Below are 23612 nucleotides of genomic sequence, written 5' to 3'. Positions count from 1 at the left end.
AATAAAAATAAGAAAACCCCTTTGAATTGAAAAATTTTTTATTCAATCCTTCAGGATTTTCTTCTATTGTATCAAATTTTATTCCATGCAACGAAGAAAAGAATGTATTTGTTGATAAAACAGAAACACGCTCTGATACTCAGAACGTGTTTCCTTATTGAGAAGTTAATATGTTATAAATTGTTTTATTCTTCAATGGCGATGTCAATGACTTCCTCCATTCTGCTGACGTAATGTACTTTCAGATCTTTTAAATAATCTTTTTTGATCTCTTCAACATCTTTTCTGTTAGCTTCACAAAGGATAACATCTTTAATTCCGGCTCTTGTAGCAGCAAGAAGTTTTTCTTTGATTCCTCCTACAGGAAGCACTTTTCCTCTTAAAGTAATTTCTCCCGTCATCGCAAGGTGAGGTTTTATCTTTTTGTTTTTAAAAGAAGAAACCATTGATGTAAGCATTGCAATACCTGCAGACGGTCCATCTTTAGGAGTTGCCCCTTCAGGAACGTGTACGTGGATGTTTTTTTTGTCCAGTTCCTCCTGTGGAATTCCCAGTTCGTCATGCTTGGCTTTAATATATTCCAAGGCAATAGTTGCAGATTCTTTCATTACCGTACCAAGGTTTCCGGTCATCGTTAATGCTCCTTTACCATTGCTTAAAATACTTTCAATATAAAGAATATCTCCGCCTACGCTTGTCCAGGCAAGACCTGTTACAACGCCGGGTACTCCGGTAATTTCTGACAAACTTTTTGGTCTTGGAACTCCAAGGATTTCATCTACTTTTTCTACTGAAATTTTTGGATCATATTCTTTTACCAAAGCAGTCTGAAGGGCTACCCATCTTCCAACGGCAGCAATTCTTTTCTCCAGAGTTCTTACACCGCTTTCCGAAGTGTGTGCTTCTATAATATGCTTAAGCTCTGCATTTCCAAGTTTGAATGACTTTGCATCCAGGCCATTTTCCTCCTGTTGTTTCTTGATTAAATGTCTTTTCGCAATCTCAATCTTTTCCTCTAAAGTATACCCGGCAATCTGAATAATTTCCGTTCTGTCCAAAAGAGGAGTCTGTATCGTTGAAAGAGAATTGGCTGTAGCAATAAACATTACTTTTGACAGGTCATAACCCATCTCAAGGAAATTGTCATAGAAAGACTTATTTTGTTCAGGATCAAGAACTTCTAATAGTGCTGAACTTGGATCACCATGAAGACCCTGCCCGATTTTATCAATCTCATCAAGTACGATTACCGGGTTTGACGTACCGGATTTCTTGATCGACTGTAAAATTCTTCCTGCCATAGCACCGATATAGGTTTTTCTATGTCCGCGGATTTCACTTTCGTCATGAAGACCACCTAAAGATAATCTCACATATTTTCTTCCTAAAGCATCTGCAATAGATTTTCCTAAAGAGGTTTTACCAACTCCCGGAGGCCCTACCAGCAATAAAATAGGAGACTTCATGTTATTTTTTAATTTTAAAACAGCCATGTGTTCCAAAATTCTTTTCTTGATATCTTCCAGCCCAAAGTGAGCTTTGTCAAGCACTTTTTCTGCTTTTGCAATATCAAAAATATCTTTTGTATACGTTTCCCAGGGAAGATCTGTAAAGAAATCCAGATAGTTTCTCTGTACATTATAGTCGGGAGAATTAGGATTCTGGCGTTGTAGTCTTCCGATTTCCTTCTGGAAATGTTCCTCTACTTCCTTATTCCATTTTTTTGTTTTAGCCTTGGCAATCAGATCTTCCACATCGCTTTCAGGTCCTCCGCCCAATTCTTCCTGAATGGTTCTGATCTGTTGATTCAGGAAATATTCTCTCTGCTGCTTGTCAAGATCCTTTGAAGTTTTCTGATGGATCTGGCTTCTCAGTTCCAGTTTTCTGAAATCTTCATGCATCATTTCGTAGCATTGATTAGCTCTTATCATCAGGTTTTTCTCTTCAAGAAGCTTTTGTTTTGCTATTGAAGAAAAATTGGCATTGGTGCAGATGAAATTAAGAAGATCATCATTATTATTGATGTTTTTGATCGCAAAATTGGCTGCATTAGGAATATTCGGATCCAGTTCAATGATCTTTAAAGCAAGATCCTTGATATTCTCAAGCAATGCTTCATATTCCTCCTGATTTTTAGGACGTGTATCTTTTAATTTTGATATTTCTGCCCTGAAATAAGGTTGATTTTCAACAATCTTTTTAATCTTGAATCTATGGAAACCTTTCGTGATCGCCGTAATATTTCCTTCCGGAAGCTTAATGATCTTAATGATCTTTGCTAAGGTACCGGTAGTATAAATATCTTTTTCGGCAGGCTGTTCCATATCCGAATTTTTCTGGCTTACAATTCCAATGAAATCTCCGTTCTTCTGGGCTTCCTCAAGAAGCTGTATAGAGGTTTTTCTCCCGGCAGTAATAGGAATTACCACATTGGGGAACATTACCATATTTCTTACGGGAAGTATAGGGAATATTTTCTGTTCGGAATTTTTATCAGTCTCAGCGAAGTCGGAAAGATTGATTTCTTCAGTTACGATATCAAATCCGTCACTGATCATTTCTTCTAAACTAATATCTTCAAATTCTATCATAGTCAATCGAATGACAAATTGTCATTTTCGTTTTTTATCGTTAAAGGGATTTTTTATAATATGCTCTGAAAACGTGTGGCATATTATAATATTCTAAAAATGCACAATACTTATGCCATTTGTTTTTTACTTAAAAATACGGTCAAAATTTCCTTTTTTAGATAATCTTTGCATTAAAAATCAAAATAAAGCAGTTCTGTTTCTGTAATTTCTTAAAAATGTGTATTTTCGCAAACTGATAAAAAACTATAATTTATAAAATGGCAATTTTAGGACAGATTAGGAGTAAGCCTTGGCTTTTAATGGGAGTAATAGCCTTAGCGCTTTTGGCGTTCTTGGTGAACCCGGATAGTATCGACAAGGTTTTTGGTAAAAATCCTGACGTTTTAGGAAAAGTAAATGGTGAGAAAATCACCCGCGAAGAGTTCAATGATCAGCTTTTCGTGTTGCAGCAGCAGGCTGAACAACAAGGTCGTCCGAAAGCCGGTCTTGAAGAGCAGGCGTGGCAGTTACTTGTACAATCTAAACTTATCAAACAACAGTTTGAGAAACTAGGCTTTGAAATGACTGATGATTATTTCTGGAACCAAATCCAGTACGATCAGATGTTTGCTCAGAATCAGCAGTTCTTTGATGAGAAAGGTAACTTTAAAACTCAAGATCTTAAAAAAGAAATTGAAACATTAAAAAACACCAATCCTGAAGGATATAATCAATGGTTGAAAACTAGAAAGACGATTGAGTACAGACTAATGGCAAGACAAGTGTTTACCAATATTTCAGCAGGTATCACTACCGGTAAGAAAGAAGCAGAAGAATTGATGAAGCAGAGAGATCAGCTTGCAGATATCGACTTTGTGAAAGTGGATTATGCGGCATATCTTCAGAAAACCAAGATCAATGTTACAACACAGGATCTAGCAGACTACATCCAGAAGCACCCTGTAATGTTCAAAGCTGAACCAAGCAGAAATATCGGTGTCGTATATTTTCCATCCAAACCTAGTGCAGCAGATGATGCAGCAACCCTGAAAGAAATTACAAAATTATATTCAGGAGGTACAGATGCAAGCGGAGGTACTGAAAATTTCCAGAATACGAAAAACGATTCTATGTTTGTAATGGCAAATTCTGATGCGCCATTCAATCCTCAGTATATGAATCCTGCTCAATTGCCTCCAACGATCAAAGATCAGATTACAGCAGCAGCAGTAGGACAGACTTTTGGACCTTATAAAGAGCAAGACGTTTATGTAGTTTCTAAACTTGTTGGTAAAAGAGCTTCAGATTCTACTTTATCAAGACATATCCTTATCGCATTCAAAGGAAGTCCTGCAGGTGAAGGAGTAACAAGATCGAAAGAACAGGCTAAGAAATTAGCAGACTCTATTGGTGCTATTGTAAAAGCAACTCCAGCTAAATTTACAGAATTCCTTAAGCTTTCCAGCGATCCGAATTCTGCAGCTCAAGGAGGTAGCTTAGGATGGACAACTCCGGAAACGCCTTTCGTTCCAGAATTCCTTGCTTACCTTGCAAGCAATCCTAAAGGAGCTACAGGAGTAGTAGAAACACAGTTCGGTTACCATATCATCAATATTGAAGATAAAAAATCAGGATCAATGGGGTATAAAGTTGCCAACCTTGTGAAAGCAATTAAACCTTCAGATGCTACTGAGGCTGAATCAGACAAAAAATCAAGAAAATTCATTCAGCAGGTTCAAGGAAAATCTTTCAACGATTTCGTGAATATTGCTAAAAAAGGAAATTACCAGTTCTCTAATCCAAAAGCAGCAAAAAGATTTGAAGGTCAGATTCAGGGCTTAGGTACTGAAAAAGATGCAGAGATTCTTACCTGGGCTTTCGATAAGAAAAGAACTAAAGGAGATACTGAACTATTTACTGTAGATGGAACAGGTGATAAAATTGTAGTTTATCTGAATGGAAAACAGGATGCAGGTCTTGCTGATCCGGAATCTGTAAGAGATCAGATTGAGACTATCGTTAAAAATAAACTGGCTGCAAAACAAATTTCTGATAAAATTACAGCAGCAAAAGCTTCAAGCTTAGATCAGGTAGCTAAATTATTTGCAGCTCCAAAACAATCTGCTCAGGTAAATCTATTGAACCCTTCAGTAGCTGGTGCTATGGAACCTAAAGTTGCCGGTGCAGCATTCGGTGTTGCAAAAGGTAAGCTTTCTAACCCGGTTGAAGGTGGAACAGGAGTTTATGTTTTGATTAAAAAATCAGAAACAATCAACAAACAACCTGGAGATCTTAAGCAGTTTACAGAGTCTCTTACTCAGAGAAGTTCTGGAATGTTCGGACAGGCTTGGATGAAGAGTCTTCAGGACAATGCAGATATTGAAGATTTTAGAATTGAGATCTGGGGTAAACTTGGAAATCAACAACAATAAAAAAATCATTTCAATGATATAAAAAGCGACAATTTTTTTTGTCGCTTTTTTTTGTATTTAACGCAGAACAATATTGGAAAAGATTTATTTAAAATGTGTTATATTTGCTTATTAGAAAAAAATTAGCAAGTGAAGTTCAGTAAAGAATTAAAAGCTGGTGTGATCACACTTCTGGCTATTGTAGGCTTTGTGGTATTGTTTCAGTTTATGAAAGGGAAAAGCCTTTTTACTACCGACAATATATTTTACGCAAAATATGATAATGTAGAAGGTCTGGCGCAGTCTTCGGCAGTTTCTATCAACGGATTGAAAGTAGGGCAGGTGGATAAAATTATTCCTCTAACCTCAAAAGACGGTAAAATTAATTTTGTTGTAAAAATTACAGTAGATAACAAATTTGAATTTTCAAAAAATTCATCATTAGAAATCTTTGAACCAGGATTAATGTCCGGCAAAGAAATGAGAGTAAACCTTGCATACGGAGGTCAGACCGCTAAAGACGGTGATACCCTGCAGGGTGCTTTCAAACTGGGAACGTTGGGAAGTCTTTCTTCTCAGGTAGGTCCGGTAAAAGATCAGCTGCAGGTAGTTCTACACAGAGTAGACTCTTTGATGGCTAATGCCAATCTGCTTGTTGATGCTCAAAACAGAGCTGAAATAAAAGCTTTATTATCCAATCTTAATAAAACCGTAGGTGCATTACAGACTACAGCAGGAAGTGTAAACAGCCTGGTAGGACACAATGATCCTAAACTTCAGAAAGTACTGGATGATGCAAGCCTTACGATGCAGAGTGGAAAAGTGACGCTGGATAAATACGGAAATCTGGCACAGAGCATTGATACTAAACAATTGAATGCAACTATCGCCAACTTGGATGCTACTGTAGGAAAACTGAATCAGGTGATTGGTGGAATAGACAAAGGAGAAGGAAGTTTAGGTAAACTGATGAAAGATGATCAGCTTTACAATAATCTGAATTCAGCTTCTTCCAACCTGAATACATTAATTGAAGATATGAAAGCGAACCCGAAAAGATATATCAACTTCTCGGTTTTCGGTAAAAATAATAAAGACTAATACACCGTATGCAGTACATCGATAACATTATTTTCCTGATTTTATTAGTGGCCGGATTTGGTTTGTTTGCCAAAAGCCTTTTAAAGATCTATAGAAATATCAGGTTAGGTCACGAAATCAACAGAAACGACAGAAAAGGAGAACGTTGGGGAACGATGGCTCGTGTAGCAATGGGTCAGAGTAAAATGACGGCACGTCCTGTTGCGGGAGTTTTGCACCTTTTTGTATATGTCGGTTTTGTGATTATTAATATCGAATTAATAGAAATCGTTGTTGATGGAATATTTGGGACACATCGTTTCTTATCAAGCATTTTAGGACATACATTTTATAACTTCTTCACTGCAACACTAGAAGTTTTAGCACTTTTGGTGGTGATTGGTGTTGTTATTTTCTTTATTCGTAGAAATTTTTACGGAGTGAAAAGATTGACAATGAAAGAACTTTTCGGATGGCCTAAAAATGATGCAAACTGGATTTTGATCATTGAATTTGCTCTGATGATGGCTTTCTTTATGATGAATGCTTCAGATTTTATTTTACAGGCGAGAGGTGTTTTTCCTGAACATGGAAGCTTCCCGATTAGTGAAATGACATTCGTTCCGTTTTTGGAAATTTTCAATTTTGACAGCGGATTTTTGATGTTCACAGAAAAAGGAGCCTGGTGGTTCCATTTTGTGGGGATTCTTTTCTTCATGAACTATCTTTATTACTCAAAACACTTACATATTATTCTTGCATTTCCAAGTACGTGGTATGCAAATCTTGATAAAAAAGGAAAATTCAATAATCTTGACTCTGTAACAAAAGAGATCAAATTAATGATGGATCCTAATGCAGATCCTTATGCTGCACCAGCTGAAGGAGCTGAAGCTGATGTACCGTCTAAATTCGGTGCTGAAGATATCTTTGACCTTAACCAGGTACAGCTGCTTAATGCGTATTCATGTACAGAATGCGGACGCTGTACTTCCGTTTGTCCGGCTAATATTACCGGTAAAAAACTTTCTCCGAGACTTATCCTGATGAAAACCAGAGACAGATTGGAAGAAGTAGGACGAAATATTGATGCAAACGGAAAATTCGTTGATGACGGTAAAAAACTGTTGAACGATTATATCACAAAAGAAGAACTTTGGGCTTGTACAACATGTAATGCATGTACAGAAGCCTGTCCGGTATTGCTTGATCCGCTTTCCATAATTTTTGAAATGAGAAGATTCCTGGTGATGGAACAGTCTGCTGCTCCACAGGAACTGAATCTGATGATGACCAATGTGGAAAATAATGCAGCTCCTTGGCAGTACAATCAGGCTGACCGTCTTAATTGGGCATCGGAAAACTAGATAATTAATCGATTTGAAAATTTGAAATTGATACAATTCTAATCATTTCAAATTTCCAGATTCTCACATTTTCAAATTGAAAAAGAAATGGATTTCAATATAAAAACAATGGCAGAATATGCTGCCGAAGGAAAAGCCCCGGAAGTTTTATTTTGGGTTGGATGTGCGGGAAGCTTTGATGACCGTGCTAAAAAAATTACAAAAGCATTTTGCAAGATATTAAATAAGATAGGGGTAGAATTTGCAGTTTTAGGACAGGAAGAGAGCTGTACCGGAGATCCTGCAAAAAGAGCAGGAAACGAATTCGTTTTCCAGATGATGGCCCTTACGAATATTGAAGTGCTGAACGCTTACGAAGTAAAAAAAATTGTTACGGCTTGTCCACACTGTTTCAATACCCTGAAAAATGAATATCCAAGCTTAGGCGGCCATTTTGACGTAGTGCACCATACTCAGTTCCTTAAAACCTTAATGGAAGAAGGAAGACTGAAAATAGAAGGAGGCGCATTCAAAGGGAAAAAAATTACTTTCCATGATCCTTGTTACCTGGGACGTGCCAATGATGAATATGAAGCTCCAAGAATGCTGCTTGAGAAACTGGATGCAGAGCTTGTAGAAATGAAGCGTTGCAAGACCAATGGGCTTTGCTGTGGAGCAGGAGGAGCACAGATGTTTAAAGAACCTGAAAAAGGAAAAAAAGACATCAACATCGAAAGAACAGAAGAAGCTTTATCTTTTGAGCCAAAGGTAATTGCTACAGGATGCCCATTCTGTAATACCATGATGACGGATGGTGTGAAACACTTTAACAAAAATACAGAAGTAGCCGTAAAAGATATCGTTGAACTTCTTGCTGAAGCAGAAGATTTATAATTGTAATCTTATACAGGTTTATGAAGGTAGAATGGAGACTCTCCTTTTTGTTTATAATTTCGATACTTGCTGCTCTTACATTCTGGAATTACCAAAACAGAGTATATGACTGGGATATGCCGGGGTATTTAGGAAGTATGTACACTTCTGAGTTCCCGAATTCACCGGATAAAGTTCGGATCATCACTTATGATGAAATAAAAAAAGAAGCTCCTGCGGACCATTATACAGACATCATCGGAATAAAGCAGTGGGATATTCCAAGGCAGTATTTCGTAAAAAATACACAATCTTTTACAGAACAATTACCCTATTTTCAAATCAAAGTAGGGTATATTCTTGTAATAACCCTTTTTTATAAGCTGGGACTTAGCTCTCCAATGGCCGTCCTGTTTACCAGTCTTATTTCTTACTTTTTTTCCGGATTATTATTGTTTTATATTCTAAAACTTCTGTTTCCGAAGAAATACTGGTTGGCAGCAGGATTAACGGTTGCCTGTATGCTTTTGCCGCCAATGACATATATGTCCAGGGTTTCCACACCGGATATGTTCATTTTTCAGTTTATCCTGATCTTTATCATCGGTTTAATAAAAAATTGGGATAAATGGGCGATGTTTGTGCTTCTGTTCTCTATTACTTTTATACGACCGGATTATATTACATTTACCCTTACTTATATTATGGCAGTTTTCTTCTTTTACTATTTCAGAGAAAAGAAGATTGATATTTCCCTTATTGCACAAGGCGCAGTACTTTTAGCGATGTATCTGACGATCATTAAATTTTACCATTATCCAGGCTGGAAAGACGTTTTTTACGACACTTTTATCGACAGAAGACCTATTATTTCGACACATCCCATCGATGTAAGTTTAAAAGACTATCTGAGTATTATTTATATCAAGATTATCTACTTTAAAAAGGTAACTTTATCTGTAAGCATCATGATCGCAATAGTATTTTGGCGTTCCAAAGATGCATGGGTAAGGATGATTTCAGTACTTTTCCTTGTAAACGTGTACATCAAATTCTTTTTCTTTCCACAGTCGGCAGCATTGAGGTTCTTCTTTCCGTTTATTTTTCCGCTTTTTATTATGATGCTCTATGTGCTGAGTAAAAAATACAATGATCTCAAACTCGAGAAAATTGCGTAATTTTGCCTTTAAGATAATAAGGGTTTGATATCATCATTTCAGAAATATCTGTTCAAGAATCAGAACTGAAAGTAATTACGCAGATCCTTGAAAAATAAATACTTACATTATGAAAATCGAAGAATCTAATATTGTAGAAACCAACGACTACAGAGTCATTATATATCCGGCTTCAAGACCTTTTGAAACTAAAGAAGCAAAGACAATTACCGAAAAACTATTTGATTTCCTTGCTACATGGGCCGCTCATGGAAAACCGCTTTCTTCTTCATTTAAAATTGAAAAGAATCAGTTTATTGTGGTGTGTGTAGATGAAGAAAAAGAAATGGCTTCAGGATGCAGCATTGATGCTTTAGGGAAGGTAATGAGAGAAATTGATGAAGAATATCAATTGGGGCTTTTCGACAGAATGAAAGCTAGTTTTGTAGAAAATGGTGAAGTGAAAACTTTAAAGCTGATTGATTTTAAATCAAAATTGAGAAATGGAGAACTTTCAGACGATATCCAGGTTTTTGACTTCTCAAAAAACACTTACCTTGACTTTTTGAGCCACTTCCTTCTTCCTTTAGAGAAAAGCTGGGCGGCTTCTATAAAATAAACACTATTAAGCTTATACAGCTGAATAATCATAAAGTGAGAACGTGTTTCTCACTTTTTTGTTTTAATGTATCTTTGCATAGATTCGAGTAAGACTAATGCCTAAAGTACTTTTTTTAACGACATCCCACAGCTATAATGATGACCGTATTTTTTATCATCAGGCAAAGGCTCTTAGAGATAATGGGTATGAAGTAAAAATATGCAGTTTATATGCAGCGTACAATGGAGTTATTGATGGAATTGAAATAGAATCCTACGCCATTCTGGAAGAAAGTATAGAAAAGAAAATGGAAACATTCCGTAAGGTTTGTGACAATTTTCAACCTCAGGCGATTATTTGTTCCGAACCTCTTGCTGTGGTGGCTTCAAAGAAATTTGTAAAAGAGCATCATGCAAGCTGTATCTTTGATGTTACAGAATGGTATCCTTCTATGTCGATGCTGGACAAGTATCGGTTTCCGGCTAAAATCTTTCAGGCCGTTAAGTTTTCTCTTATTCAGTGGTATGCAGGTTTTTTAAGCACTCATCTCATTTTTGGAGAAAGTACAAAAAAGTTTCCTTTGGCGTATTTTTTTTGCTTTAAAAAACAAATGATTCTTCCTTATTATCCGGATCTTGTTTATATCAGTGAAAATATCAAGAATCCTGAGCCTAATGCCCTTACTTTATGCTATACAGGTCAGATTTCTAAAGATAAAGGGATTGAAAATTTCTTTAAAGCTGTAGATCTTCTCCGTCAAAAAGTTCCAGCCCTTCATATTAAGATTCTGATTATCGGATCAACAGTACAGGAAAGTGATGAACTCTATTTTTCAGCATTACTGAAGAAATATTCTTTTAATAATATCGAGATCAGAAAACCTGCTGCTTTTGAGCGGTTTACAGAAGCGTTTGCAGATGCAGACCTATGTTTTGACCTTCGGGAAATCAATTTTGAAAATAATCACTCACTGCCAATAAAATTGTTTTACTTTATGGGAGCGGGAAAACCAGTGATCTATTCAAACTTGAAGGGAATCCGAAAACATATGGGCACGCTTTCATTTGGCAGTTTGGTAGATCCGCAGAATGCTGAAGCCATTTCAGAAGTTATCCTCAAATATGTAAGAAACCCGGAATTGTATCATTTGCATGCTCTCAATGCACGGAATGAATTTGAAAGAAAATATAATTGGGGAACGATAAAAGATTCGTTTGTTGATTTTGTGAAAAAATCTATTGATAAATAATTGCTATGCAGCTTACTATTATTAAAACCTTTGTCTCACGTTTTCTTATTCTGATCCTGAGTTTCGGGCTGGTGATCTATTCTACGAATATGTGGGGAAGCGAAGGAAAGGGAACCATTTCTATTGTGGTTGCCAATGCTGCAGCAGTGAGTTTTTTCAGCAGTATCTTTTCGGGAAGCAGTGCTTCCTATTTTGCCTCAAGGTTTAAAATAGAAAAAGTTTTATTATTTGCCTACTTGTGGTCTCTTCTGACGGGGCTTTTGATTCCTTTTCTATTCAGCCTGGCTTCTATTCAGAGTGAATATCTTTTGTATCTTATCGGAATTTCTGTTTTTTCTTCACTGTTATCCACAAATATTAGTTTATTTATTGGAACACAGGATATTAGGAAGTTTAATATTTATACTGTTTTACAACAGCTTATACACATCATATTTATCGGGATATTGGTATATCTCTTCAGAAAGAAAGATGTTTCAGTATACTTTCTTGCACAGATAGGATGTCTGGCGCTTCTTTTTCTGACCAGTTTTTTTCAGATCATTAAGAAATGTGATATTTCCGAAATATCATTCTGTAAAGATGTTGCCAGAAATATGTTTGAATACGGCTGGAAAACCCAACTGAGTGCATTTGTCCAGTTTCTGAACTATAGACTTTCATTTTATTTTCTTGAATATTTTGAAGGCATTGCCAGCGTAGGGATATTTTCTATCGGAGTGACTTTTTCTGAAGCGATCTGGACGATTACCCGCAGTATTGCCGTGGTTTTATATTCAGATGTAGTGAATAGTAAAAGCAGGGAAGAATCTGTAGATAAAACCAAGGATTCTTTAAAACTGACCTTTATTCTGATGATAGGTTTTGTACTGGGAATCATTATTATTCCGGCGCAGGTCTATGAAATGATTTTCGGAAAAGAATTCAGAAATACCAAAGAAATTATGCTTCTCTTATCTCCGGGAATTTTTGCCATCGCTGTGAGTGATATGGTAGGACATTACTTTTCAGGAATGAGGGAGTTAAAAATTCTCAATATAAAATCAATTGTAGGACTGGTTGTTACTGTAGTGTTTTCTTTCATTGCAATACCAAGATGGGGAATTTGGGGGGCTTGTCTTGCCACCACATCATCATATTTGGTTTCTGCCTTTCTGCTGTTCAGAAAATTTTATAGTTCTACCACCTTCAGTTTGAAAGATTACATGGTATCAAAAGAAGAGATTCAGCTTTTAAAAGAAAAATTTTTGAAGAAATAATTTACTCAGTTCAGGGGCGGAAAACAAAGTCATTTTCCTATTTTTACAAATCTATTAATTCATTGTATGTGCGGAATCAGCGGTTATTATTCATTTCATAAAAGTATTTCCTCTACAAATATTCTGGAAATGAATCAGGCGATCCAACATCGCGGGCCGGATGATGAAGGATTCTGGCTATATGACCATGAGCAGGGAATTTCTTTCTCAGGAAATGATTCTACTCCGAAAATTAAAGAACAGTTTCCGGTTTTACAGGAAAGAAGTTCTGATATTGCCTTGGGCTTCCGCAGATTATCTATTATTGATCTTTCTGAAAAAGGCCATCAGCCGATGCTTTCTGAGAATGAACAGATCATTATCACTTTTAATGGAGAGATTTATAATTTTAAAAAATTAAGAAAAGAACTTGAGTCCTTAGGCCATTCATTCCGAAGCAATTCTGATACTGAAGTTATCCTAAAGAGCTACCAGGAGTGGGGGAACTCAACCTTTGCAAAGCTGGATGGGATGTTTGCAATCTGTATTGTTGACCTTACCAATAAAAAACTTATACTGGCAAGAGATAGAGTAGGAATGAAACCACTTTTTTACCATCAAAGTGAAAAGGGAGTGGTTTGGGCTTCGGAGATAAAAGCGCTGCTGAAAAATGAATTTGTAAAGCCTGAAATCAACTGGAATGGCGTTTACACCAATTTCCTTTTTCAAACGACATTAGCTCCGCAAACATGCTTTCAGGATATTTTATCCCTGGAACCTGCTTCTATTATAACTATTGATTTAACAGGTCATAAAATTACCAAAGAAAAATTCTGGACACTGCCCCCGCCGTCTGTAAAAAAAGTTTCGGAAGAAGCAGCTGTAAGAAAAATAGATGAACTGCTTTCTGAAAGTATATCAGAACAGTTATATGCAGATGTTCCTGTAGCAGTGATGATGAGCGGTGGGATAGATTCTACTTTAATTGCTTCAAAATCAAAACCTTTCAACCCCAATATTAACACATACACCATCTCTTACCAGTTTTCTGAAGAAGAAGTGAAAAATGCATCTCTGGCTGCCAGCCATTTTGGTGTTTCACATGATATAAAAGAAGTGAGCGATGATGAAGCGCTGGAACAGCTTAAGGAAAATATTCAGCACTTTGAAGAACCTTACAGCAGTTTTGAAGTTTTGATCAATGCCGCAAAATATGCACATGACAAAGATTTTAAAGTGGTATTAAGCGGAAATGGTGCCGATGAACTTTTTGCCGGTTATTCCCATACCTTAAAGCTGAATAGATGGCTGTTGATGAGGAATTTTAACTTTGTAAAGCCTTTTATTTTTACCAAAGATAAATTTTCGCAACGGATAAAAAACTACTTTTCTCAGGATGATATGTTTGATTTTTTCAGACAGAGCCAGATCAGTATGATGCCTTCGGAAGTAAAAAGTCTTTTACAGAAATCTATTTTTAAAAACATTAACACTGATTTATCCGGTTACCATGCTTCTGAATCAAAAAGCTATTCCGGATATTTTGAATACGATATGAAATATTCCCTGTCTTCCCATCATGTATTCAGGGATGACCTGAGTGCTATGAAATATAGCGTGGAATTTCGTTACCCTTATCTGAGTAATAATCTGATCAATTATGTAGCGTCATTACCTGAGAATATCAGATTTAATGGAAGTAAGAACAAACCACTGCTGCGTAAAACAGCTGAAAAATATCTTCCTGAATCCGTTTTGAATATGCCTAAGAAAGGATTTTCTTTTCCGGTTCATTATTTCATTAAGCATGAAAAAAGAGTAAGAGATTTTATTGTTGAAAATCTTGAAAGTTTAAAAAAGAGAAACTTCTTCAATAGTGCAGTAATTGATGAGTGGTGGAATTATCAGGAACATGAGTATGACTGGGTGAAAATCTGGCAGCTGGTAACTTTTGAACTGTGGTATCAGAAATATTTTGAAAAATAAAGAAGCAGCCTAAAGATTAATATTTTACCTTTGTATTTATGATGAAATATTTTTGGAGCATACTTGTTGCAGTTTTTGCACTTGTAAGTTGTAAAAGTGATGATGATTCTTTGCAGAGAATAGATCAGTTACTTAATATCTATGTGAAAAACAGCACTGGACAGGATCTTCTGAACAGTAAAAAAACCGGATCTTATACTGGATTCTCGGTAAATGATATGTTTGGAACCAAAGATATTGCTCCGGTAAGTGTTTCTTTAAGAATGACAACGGATTCCTTATTCTATATGGAGTATCTGGCAGGAGCCAAAAGAAGAAGGCTGGATTCTATAAGTCCTGATAATCCGGGGACAGGAAATTCTTACTACTCCAGAATGCAGATTACGTATACAAAAAGTACTAATGCAAGTGATAATGTGATTGATACTTTGGAAGTTCAGTATCGTAATACACCAACGGTATTCCAGGTTTCAAAAGTTTTATATAACAAAGTTCCGGTATTTTCTAAGGATGAAAATGCTCCCACTTCGATAAATACTGTCACTATCACAAAATAATTTTTAAATTTGTACAATTGTTAGCTTATTATAAGCTAAACATCTAATATTTAACATCTAAATAAAATGTTACAAGTCAATTTTTTGCGCGACAATAAAGAACGCGTTTTAGAAGGTCTTAAGAAAAGACAATTCAAAAATCTTGAGTTGGTAGACGAGGCTATCGCTGCCGACGACGAAAGAAAAAGAATCCAGTTTGAACTAGATTCCCAGCTATCCGAAATCAACAAAATTTCGAAAGAAATCGGGCTTTTGATGAAAGAAGGGAAAAAAGAAGAAGCGGAATCTGCAAAATCTAAAACAGCACAATACAAAGAGTCGAGCTCAGAATTGAAATCCCAGTTAGAAGTTAAAGAAAATGACTTACTGAATATTCTGTACCAGCTTCCGAACATTCCAAATGAATTGGTAAAAAGCGGAGCTTCTGCTGATGACAACGAAATGATTTTCCAGTCTCATCCGGTAGAAGGTCTTGGTGAAGGAGCTATTCCTCACTGGGAACTGGCCAAAAAATACAATCTTATTGATTTTGAATTAGGGGTTAAAATTGCAGGAGCAGGTTTCCCGGTTTATTTAGGAAAAGGGGCAAGATTGCAGAGAGCTTTGGTTCAGTATTTCTTAGATAAAAACGTAGAAAAAGGATATACAGAAGTAAATCCTCCTCACGTCGTGAATGAAGCATCTGGATTTGGAACCGGGCAGCTGCCGGATAAAGAAGGACAGATGTATTATATCAACGAAGATAAACTATACCTTATTCCTACAGCAGAAGTTCCTGTAACAAACCTTTACCGTGATGTATTGCTTGAGGAGAAAGATCTTCCAATTAAAAATACTGCATTTTCTCAGTGTTATAGAAGAGAAGCGGGAAGCTACGGAGCTCATGTAAGAGGATTAAACCGTCTTCACCAGTTTGAAAAAGTAGAGATTGTAAGAATTGAAAAACCTGAGAACTCTTACGCTGTTTTGGAAGAAATGGTAGAGCACATTAAGGAAATCCTTACAGATCTTGAGCTTCCATTCAGAGTATTAAGACTTTGTGGTGGTGATACTGGTTTTGCATCTGCAATGACTTATGATTTTGAAGTATGGAGTGCCGCGCAGGAAATGTGGTTGGAAGTAAGCTCTGTTTCTAACTTTGAAACTTTCCAAGCGAACAGATTGAAATGCCGTTACAAAGGTGATGGTAAATCTCAATTGGTTCACACTCTGAACGGATCTGCAATGGCACTGCCAAGAATTATGGCGGCATTGCTTGAAAACAATCAAACAGCGGAAGGAATCAAGCTTCCTAAGAAGATTGCAGAATATGCAAGATTTGAGGTAATCAACTAAATTAATCAGTTAATTTAGTATACAATAAAAACCCACCGGATATCGGTGGGTTTTGCTTTATTCTGTAACGATAATTATTTTTTTATCAGCGTTTTTGAATTTTGAATCTTTGTCATATAGGGCTTTCAGGTCATATTCTATTCGTACAGAATAGTCGTCAACCTGTTTTAACCAGTCATGTTTACCTGTGATTGACTTTATTTTATTTTCAAATTTTAATGTTGTTCCTATATTTTTGAAAAACATCATCATCATTCCTTCCATTTGTTGAGTTTCCTCTTTTGAACCTTTAGATTGAAGAACTTCTTCAATGTTTTTAACGTTGAAAAAATCTGTATTAATGGTTAGCGTTTTTCCATCCCAGATATTGAGTAAATTTTGATCAAAGGGTAACTTTTCGTCTTTATTAAAATTTTTAATTAATTCATAATCATTAGGCGTGATATGATCCATTTTAAAGGAATAGCCAACAGGAACAGGTTTGTTGTCTTCTTTTACAGATTTCAAAAAAAACTTTTTCAGGATTTTAATAGTATCCTGATTTTCAGTTTTCAGTTTTCCTTCTTTCTTTAACATATCATACATACTTGTCCAGATGGTTGGAAATCTATCCATATCCTTGAACTTCTCCTCTTGTAATGAATCTGGTGTCATGGCCTGCATCTCAGCCATAAATTCCCTGGTATCAATATCAGTAATCATAGATGAAGCTGCATCTTTATGGTAGATTACTTCAGTATTAATGTTGCAGGATTGCAGCATAAAAAGGCTTATCAGAAATAAGACAATGGTTTTCTTCATGGTGTATTTAAATACGAATTAATGGCAGTTAACAGCTCCGTTTGGATCTTTAGAGATTGTCATGGCTTCTGCTTTTGGAGAAACATAAGGAATTCCCAGTTCAAGACCTCTTAGAATAAATAATCCTCCTAAAATAATCATGATTACAGGAACCGCCTTCAAAACTTTCACTCTGAAAGCCTGATTCATGAGATTTCCAGCCAGAACAATGGCAAACATGAACGGAAGGGTTCCCATACCAAATAAAGCCATATATAAAGCTCCCTGCCATATTCCTCCGCCTGCGAGGCTTGCTGTAAGTGCCATGTAAACCATTCCACAAGGTAAAAAGCCATTAAGAACGCCAGTAGAGAATCTTGAACGGTAATCTGCCTTTTGAAGAAGTTTTCCTAAGTTTAATTTGACAGAGTATAAAAATTTGGAAAGGAAAGGAATTTTTGATGCAAAATCTTTTCCGCCAAACGAAAATACAGCCATAATGATCAGAAGAACTCCTGCTGTTATAGTCAGATATTTCTGGAAACCTGCCATTTCAAATCCCTGCCCGATAATTCCAAGAAGCGCACCCAATAATGAATAGGTGAATATTCTTCCGAATTGATAGGTAAGATTCTGAAGATAGAAGTTGGCAGCCTGTTTTTTGGTTAATCCCATCGATAAAGCAATAGGTCCGCACATTCCGATACAGTGAAATCCGGAAGCAAAGCCTAAAGCAATAGCCGATACAATAAGTCCTATTTCCATATCACATCATAATCCATTCGGTAGTCTGTTTTATCTTTTGTCCAACTTAATCTTAAGGTGTAGTTTCCTACTTTCAATACCTGTGAAGGAATTGTGAAAGATTGGCTGGCATCAAGCTGCACAGATTTTTTGATATCTAAATTCTGGTCGTCGGTTCTGTTTAAAACAAATTTTACCGTAGTATTTGAGTTGTTATATTCTTTTGGAAAAGTAATTTTAATCCCTTTAGGATCCTGGCTGTATACAGGTTTTTCCGGTAATTCATCTGCCTTTTTCTTAGCATCAATGACATCCTGATATTTCAACTCCTCTTCATAATAATTATCCGTTACCATTTCAGAGTTCTTCTGCCCGTTCGGGAAAAGGAACATCATGGATAATATAAAAACTATAAATGCTAATAATGCAATTACAACACCGTGTCCCCAACTAAAGTTCTTCATTTTTATCTAATTAAAATTGCAGTTTGAATGGCCCTTCAAAATAAGTCTGATATGAATCGATCAATTTACCTTTCATATCGTAAACGCCAATGGTAATATTCTGTTTAGAAAGCTTCATTTCATCTTCCGGGAAGCTGATATTAATTGTCCCTTTAGAAATTTTATCCCGGTCTACCTGAATCTTACTGGACGCACTGTAAGTGATTTCACCATGTGCAGGATCAATTACTTTGATGGTAACGATCTTTTTCTCGTTTGTCTTATTCAGGAAAGTATAATTATAAGTATTGGTAATTTTACCTTCTTTTACAAAGAATGTACTTCCTGCCGGTTTAATGAATTTAGCCTCCATTTCACCACGGCTGTAAAGAAGGTATCCTAAGAATCCTACCAGAAGGAATAAGAATACGGTAAATCCTTTCATTCTTCCTGTAAACTTAAATTGAGTTTCTTTTTCAATTTCGTTTTCAGAAGCATATCGGATCAATCCTTTTGGAAGTCCTACTTTTTCCATTACTTCATCACAGGCATCAATACAGGCTGTACAGTTGATACATTCCAATTGTTGTCCGTCTCTGATGTCAATCCCCGTAGGACATACCACTACACACTGGTGGCAGTCGATACAATCTCCTTTGCCTGCAGCCTTACGGTCTTCTCCTTTTCTCCATTTTGATCTGTTTTCTCCTCTTTTGAAGTCATAGAAAACGTTGATTGTATCTTTATCAATTAATACTCCCTGAAGTCTTCCGTACGGGCATACCAATGTACAAACCTGCTCTCTGAACCATGCAAATACAAAGTAAAATGCAGCAGTAAGAAGAATCATTACGATAAAATTGGTAGGGTGTGCAAATGGCCCTTCACCAATGATCTTGAATACTTCTTCATATCCTACGATATACATGAACATGAAGTGGGTGATTATTAATGAAATGATGATGTAAACAGTCCATTTTAAACTTCTTTTCCAGATCTTTTCGCTGTTCCACTCCTGTCTGTCCAGCTTCATTTGCTTGTTTCTGTCACCTTCAATCAGATATTCTATTTTACGGAAGATCGATTCCATAAAAATTGTCTGAGGGCAAATCCACCCGCAGAAAATTCTTCCGAACGCAATCGTAAAAACAATAATAAAGATTAAAGAGGCAATAGCACCTAAAGTTAGGATAAAAAAGTCTTGTGGATAGAAAGGCTGTCCAAAGATGAAAAATTCTCTGTCTATGACATTGAACAATAATAATGGATTACCGTTGATTTTGATGAACGGCAATGTAAAATAAATAATTAATAATAAATAGCTTACAATGTTTCTATAGTTGGTATATTTCCCTTTAGGCTTTCTCGGGAATACCCATCTTCTTTTTCCGGATTGCTCCATTGTCCCTATAGAATCTCTGTAAGTTTCAGGGTCCAGAACCTGTCCCTGTCCGCCGCGTACTTCTATTTCTTCTATGTCTGACATATGTAATAGGTTTTAAAAAAGAAAAAACATAATTCGTTACTATTTTAATCTAATAACAAATTATGTTTTTTTCATATGTTTCTAATTTTTTAAATTATTCTTTTTCCCAATGTGCTTCAGTTCCTTGAGGAGCTGCTCCTCCTTGAGCCTGAGTCACTGGTGGTTGCTCTTGATTGATATGATATACATACGCTGCAATCTTTTCAATTTCTGCACCTGAAACTTCTCCGTTTTTACCGAATGCTCTCATCGCAGGGTTAGTAGGAGAACCATTCCAGTCCATATGGAATACGTTTTTGAATAACGTTTTCTCAGGCTGGTTGATCCAGTAGTTATCAGTAAGGTTTGGTCCGATACCTCCACTACCGTCTTCTTTGTGACAAGATGCACAGTTTGTTTTGAATAATTCTTTACCTTCTGCAATGTTATCAGCTGAATACTTAGCCGTTTCTATTGTTACAGGAGGTTGAGTTTTTTGGTATTCTTCAATACTGGCTAACTGCTCTTTATATTCTTTTTCATATTCGCTTAACGGGTGAGCGAAGTCTGTGAAAGAGTATGCAGCAATATATACAATACAAAAAGCGGTCCCAAAATAGAATAAACCTACCCACCATTTTGGTAATTGGTTATCCAGCTCCATGATTCCGTCGAAACCGTGGTCGATAAGGATATCTTTTTCTTCAGAAGCCGTTTGCTTTTTGAAAGCACTTTGGTACATTCTTTTTAAGAAAGGAACTTTCTTTTCAGCTAAATAAGCTGCTTTCTCCTCCGGAGATAATTTTTTGAATTTGTTGTTTTCAATCAGATCTCCAATGGCGCTATGGATATAGGCAAGGATACCAGCGATCACAACAGTTCCCCAGAAGTAAGGCGAAGCTAGGAACGCGTAGCTCTGTACAAATAAATAATAAAAAACTATTAAAAGCCCGATTATTATTAAGATGTTTACTACAACAGGTGTTCTTTGTTTCATAAAAAATAGTTTAATTTTTTAAATTAAAATCGTCATCCTCATCATCCCCAAGTGGTGCTTCTTCTTCTTCTTTGTAATATTTCTTAGGCCTGCTAAAAACATAGATTACTAAAGCTATGAAGAACAGCATAAAGAAAATCAGAGCCAGCGTCTGGTAGAAACCAGCGTTTTCTGTATTGGATAATATATCTTTAAAGTTCTGAGGAATCATAATATGAACCTTTTAATGTTTTTTAGTTATTACTTGCTGTTTTGATTTCAGTAGTTTTGATATCTGTACCTAGTCTCTGAAGATAAGAAATAAGAGCTACAATTTCTTTTTTCTCTAGTTCTCCCTGAGGTCTCTTAGCATAAGCCTGCTTAAGGTCATTTGCTTCAGAGAAGATATCTTTTACAATTTTTGCTGATTGGTTGTTTGCCCATTTGTCTGCAGAATCGATTTCAGCCTTAGAATAAGGAACATCGAATACATTTTTCATCAGCTTCATTTTGTCTACCATCTTAGTTCTGTCTAAGTCTGTAGCAATTAACCAAGGATAACGAGGCATGATAGAACCTGCAGAAGTTGATCTTGGGTTATACATGTGTTTGTAGTGCCAAGAACTTGGATTTTTACCACCTTCTCTATGTAAATCCGGTCCTGTTCTCTTAGAACCCCATAGGAATGGTCTGTCGTATACAAATTCTCCTGCTTTAGAGTATTGTCCGTTTTTACCGTTGAATCTTGTGATCTCATCTCTGAACGGTCTGATCATCTGAGAGTGACAAGCGTTACATCCTTCACGGATATAGATATCTCTACCTTCAAGTTCAAGTGGTGAATAAGGTTTTACCGCTGAAATCGTAGGTACACTTTTCTTAAGAGATAGTGTAGGAATGATTTCAATTGAACTACCAATAGATATTGTAATGAAAGATAAAATACCTAATAATACCGGAGTTCTTTCCAGCCAAAGGTGAGTACCTTCTCCTTCTTTTCTGTTTTTACTGATGTTTGCTAGTGCAGGAGCTTCAGCAGGAACTTCTTTCTGGAACGATCCTTTTCTTACCGTAGCAATTACGTTGACGATCATTAGGATAGATCCTGAGATATAGAATAAACCTCCTACGAATCTCATTTTGAAGTAAGGGATAATAGCCGTTACTGTATCCAACCAGTTTTTCCATAATAAGGTTCCGTCCGGGTTGAATTGCTTCCACATTAATCCTTGTGTGAATCCTGAAATATACATTGGAACTGCATAGAAAATGATTCCTAAAGTACCTAACCAGAAATGCCAGTTAGCTAATTTTACAGACCAAAGTTTTGTTCTCCACATAATTGGTACCAAATAATAGATAACCCCGAATGCCATGAAACCATTCCATCCAAGAGCTCCTAAGTGTACGTGACCGATAACCCAGTCTGTAAAGTGACCAATTTTGTTGATGTTTTTAGTTGCCAAAAGCGGTCCTTCAAACGTTGCCATACCATAACAGGTAACAGCTACTACGAAGAACTTAAGGATAGGATTTTCTCTTACTTTATCCCAAGCTCCTCTTAATGTAAGAAGACCATTTAACATACCTCCCCAAGATGGTGCAATAAGCATGATAGAGAAACCTGTTCCTACCGCCTGAGCCCAAGCTGGAAGAGCTGTATACTGAAGGTGGTGAGGACCAGCCCAGATATATACGAAAATTAATGACCAGAAGTGAATAATAGACAGTTTATAAGAGAATACCGGTCTGTCTGCAGCCTTCGGAAGGAAGTAATACATTAAACCTAGAACCGGAGTCGTCAATACGAATGCAACCGCATTGTGTCCATACCACCACTGTACAATAGCATCTTTTACTCCTGCATATGCTGAATAAGATTTCCAGCCTGTGAAAGATAAAGGTACTTCAAGGTTGTTGAAGATGTGAAGCATTGCTACTGCAATCCATGTACCGATGTAGAACCAAATTGCTACATAAAGGTGTCTCACTCTTCTCTTTGAAATAGTCAGGAACATATTGATACCAAAAATGATCCATGAGAATGCGATCAATATGTCGATCGGCCACTCGTGTTCAGCATATTCCTTAGAGGTATTGATCCCCATAAAGAACGTAACGAACGTAGCAACGATCATAAACTGCCAAGTCCAGAAATGTAACCAAGACAAAGTGTCACTGTACATTCTTGTTTTTAATAATCTCTGTAATGAGTAATAAATACCCGTGTAAACAATGTTACAAACGAATGCAAAGATTACGGTGTTGGTGTGCAGCATTCTGATTCTACCAAAACCAAATGCACCATGAGTGTTTATTAAACCTTGAATATTTCCTGATGCCAAACTTTTGATGGTTGTGTCATCTGTCCCGAAAAAGAATTCAGGTAATTCAGGGTAGAAAAGCATTAATGCCGCCGTAAGCCCGAACGTAAACCCTATAAGACCGAAAACTAAGGTCGCATAAAGGAACGCACGGACAATACTATTGTCATAACTAAACTTCTGTGTTTCCATATCAACTATTCACTATTTTTCTCAATTTTTATTATTTTCTCCTATTTCTTTCTCGTCTTTATCTTTGTTGCCAGATTCATCATTTTCTTTGACTTTTTCATCATCAAAAAGGATTCTGACAGCCGGAGATTCATCATCTTCAAACTGTCCTTTTCGGGCATACACTATAAATACGACCAAGAAAATCGCAGCCAAAGAAACACTGCAGAGGATCATTAAATATAGAATATCCATTGGACAACAAAATTAACCTATTTTCGGGGTTCAAATTTAGTGAAAAAT

At 36.4% G+C, this 23612-nt stretch carries 20 protein-coding genes; 11 read left to right on the top strand and 9 right to left on the bottom strand.

Translation table 11 applies throughout. The features are described from left to right. Positions 1-185: 185 nt before the first annotated feature. Complete coding sequence (lon, locus tag ACLMCG_RS18355) at positions 186-2591, bottom strand: endopeptidase La (protein ID WP_413960709.1); 2406 nt, start codon at positions 2589-2591, stop codon at positions 186-188. A gap of 260 nt (positions 2592-2851) precedes the next feature. Here lon and ACLMCG_RS18350 point away from each other — a divergent pair, with 260 nt between their 5' ends. From ACLMCG_RS18350 to serS, 11 genes are all read left to right on the top strand, one after another. Next, positions 2852-5005 carry a SurA N-terminal domain-containing protein gene (locus ACLMCG_RS18350; RefSeq protein WP_413960708.1) on the top strand — a complete coding sequence of 718 codons (2154 nt, stop codon included), beginning with the start codon at positions 2852-2854 and terminating at the stop codon, positions 5003-5005. Between the two features lie 129 nt (positions 5006-5134). Continuing rightward, positions 5135-6085: an MlaD family protein gene (locus tag ACLMCG_RS18345; RefSeq protein ID WP_223601364.1), complete on the top strand. Its 951-nt coding sequence runs from the start codon at positions 5135-5137 to the stop codon at positions 6083-6085. A gap of 8 nt (positions 6086-6093) precedes the next feature. Continuing rightward, complete coding sequence (locus ACLMCG_RS18340) at positions 6094-7431, top strand: (Fe-S)-binding protein (RefSeq protein WP_047424663.1); 1338 nt, start codon at positions 6094-6096, stop codon at positions 7429-7431. Between the two features lie 87 nt (positions 7432-7518). After that, positions 7519-8304: a (Fe-S)-binding protein gene (locus ACLMCG_RS18335; protein ID WP_047381714.1), complete on the top strand. Its 786-nt coding sequence runs from the start codon at positions 7519-7521 to the stop codon at positions 8302-8304. A 20-nt stretch (positions 8305-8324) separates the two neighbouring features. After that, positions 8325-9461, top strand: a complete 1137-nt coding sequence (locus ACLMCG_RS18330; RefSeq protein ID WP_413960707.1) for a hypothetical protein — start codon at positions 8325-8327, stop codon at positions 9459-9461. 109 nt (positions 9462-9570) lie between these two features. Beyond that, complete coding sequence (locus ACLMCG_RS18325) at positions 9571-10059, top strand: hypothetical protein (RefSeq protein ID WP_213277370.1); 489 nt, start codon at positions 9571-9573, stop codon at positions 10057-10059. Between the two features lie 97 nt (positions 10060-10156). After that, positions 10157-11290, top strand: a complete 1134-nt coding sequence (locus ACLMCG_RS18320) for a glycosyltransferase (protein ID WP_413960706.1) — start codon at positions 10157-10159, stop codon at positions 11288-11290. Positions 11291-11295: 5 nt separating this feature from the next. Beyond that, a complete protein-coding gene (locus ACLMCG_RS18315) occupies positions 11296-12549 on the top strand; it encodes an oligosaccharide flippase family protein (RefSeq protein ID WP_413960705.1) in 1254 nt (417 codons plus the stop codon). A 66-nt stretch (positions 12550-12615) separates the two neighbouring features. Continuing rightward, entirely contained in the window at positions 12616-14514 is a 1899-nt protein-coding gene (gene asnB / locus ACLMCG_RS18310) for an asparagine synthase (glutamine-hydrolyzing) (RefSeq protein WP_413960704.1), read from the top strand. A 38-nt stretch (positions 14515-14552) separates the two neighbouring features. Next, the gene (locus ACLMCG_RS18305) at positions 14553-15071 is read left to right on the top strand and encodes a hypothetical protein (protein WP_223601370.1); all 519 of its coding nucleotides are present in this window, start codon (positions 14553-14555) and stop codon (positions 15069-15071) included. Between the two features lie 66 nt (positions 15072-15137). Further along, the gene (gene serS, locus ACLMCG_RS18300) at positions 15138-16406 is read left to right on the top strand and encodes a serine--tRNA ligase (protein WP_223601371.1); all 1269 of its coding nucleotides are present in this window, start codon (positions 15138-15140) and stop codon (positions 16404-16406) included. Between the two features lie 57 nt (positions 16407-16463). Here the strand turns inward: serS and ACLMCG_RS18295 are convergent, their stop codons facing one another. The 8 genes from ACLMCG_RS18295 to ccoS all read right to left on the bottom strand — a co-directional run bounded on the left by ACLMCG_RS18295 (position 16464) and on the right by ccoS (position 23564). Beyond that, positions 16464-17207 (bottom strand): hypothetical protein, encoded by a 744-nt coding sequence (locus ACLMCG_RS18295; RefSeq protein ID WP_413960703.1) that lies wholly within the window; start codon positions 17205-17207, stop codon positions 16464-16466. Positions 17208-17225: 18 nt separating this feature from the next. Further along, complete coding sequence (locus tag ACLMCG_RS18290; protein ID WP_223601373.1) at positions 17226-17951, bottom strand: sulfite exporter TauE/SafE family protein; 726 nt, start codon at positions 17949-17951, stop codon at positions 17226-17228. Beyond that, complete coding sequence (locus ACLMCG_RS18285; RefSeq protein ID WP_223601374.1) at positions 17942-18394, bottom strand: FixH family protein; 453 nt, start codon at positions 18392-18394, stop codon at positions 17942-17944. Before ACLMCG_RS18285 ends, ACLMCG_RS18290 begins: the two co-directional genes overlap by 10 nt. Before the next feature lie 10 nt (positions 18395-18404). Next, on the bottom strand, positions 18405-19859 hold the full coding sequence (ccoG, locus tag ACLMCG_RS18280) for a cytochrome c oxidase accessory protein CcoG (protein ID WP_413960702.1): 1455 nt from the start codon (positions 19857-19859) through the stop codon (positions 18405-18407). A gap of 94 nt (positions 19860-19953) precedes the next feature. Next, the gene (locus ACLMCG_RS18275; protein WP_223601376.1) at positions 19954-20835 is read right to left on the bottom strand and encodes a cbb3-type cytochrome c oxidase N-terminal domain-containing protein; all 882 of its coding nucleotides are present in this window, start codon (positions 20833-20835) and stop codon (positions 19954-19956) included. Between the two features lie 10 nt (positions 20836-20845). Further along, positions 20846-21046: a cbb3-type cytochrome oxidase subunit 3 gene (locus ACLMCG_RS18270; protein WP_002983870.1), complete on the bottom strand. Its 201-nt coding sequence runs from the start codon at positions 21044-21046 to the stop codon at positions 20846-20848. 22 nt (positions 21047-21068) lie between these two features. Continuing rightward, a complete protein-coding gene (gene ccoN, locus ACLMCG_RS18265; RefSeq protein ID WP_047377333.1) occupies positions 21069-23330 on the bottom strand; it encodes a cytochrome-c oxidase, cbb3-type subunit I in 2262 nt (753 codons plus the stop codon). A 21-nt stretch (positions 23331-23351) separates the two neighbouring features. Then, on the bottom strand, positions 23352-23564 hold the full coding sequence (ccoS, locus tag ACLMCG_RS18260; protein ID WP_223601377.1) for a cbb3-type cytochrome oxidase assembly protein CcoS: 213 nt from the start codon (positions 23562-23564) through the stop codon (positions 23352-23354). Between the last annotated feature and the right edge of the window lie 48 nt (positions 23565-23612).

The organism is Chryseobacterium sp. S90, assembly GCF_047444895.1.
Classification (GTDB): domain Bacteria; phylum Bacteroidota; class Bacteroidia; order Flavobacteriales; family Weeksellaceae; genus Chryseobacterium.
Note: the sequence above shows the minus strand (reverse complement) of the source record. Positions and strands in the feature narration are given on the sequence as shown.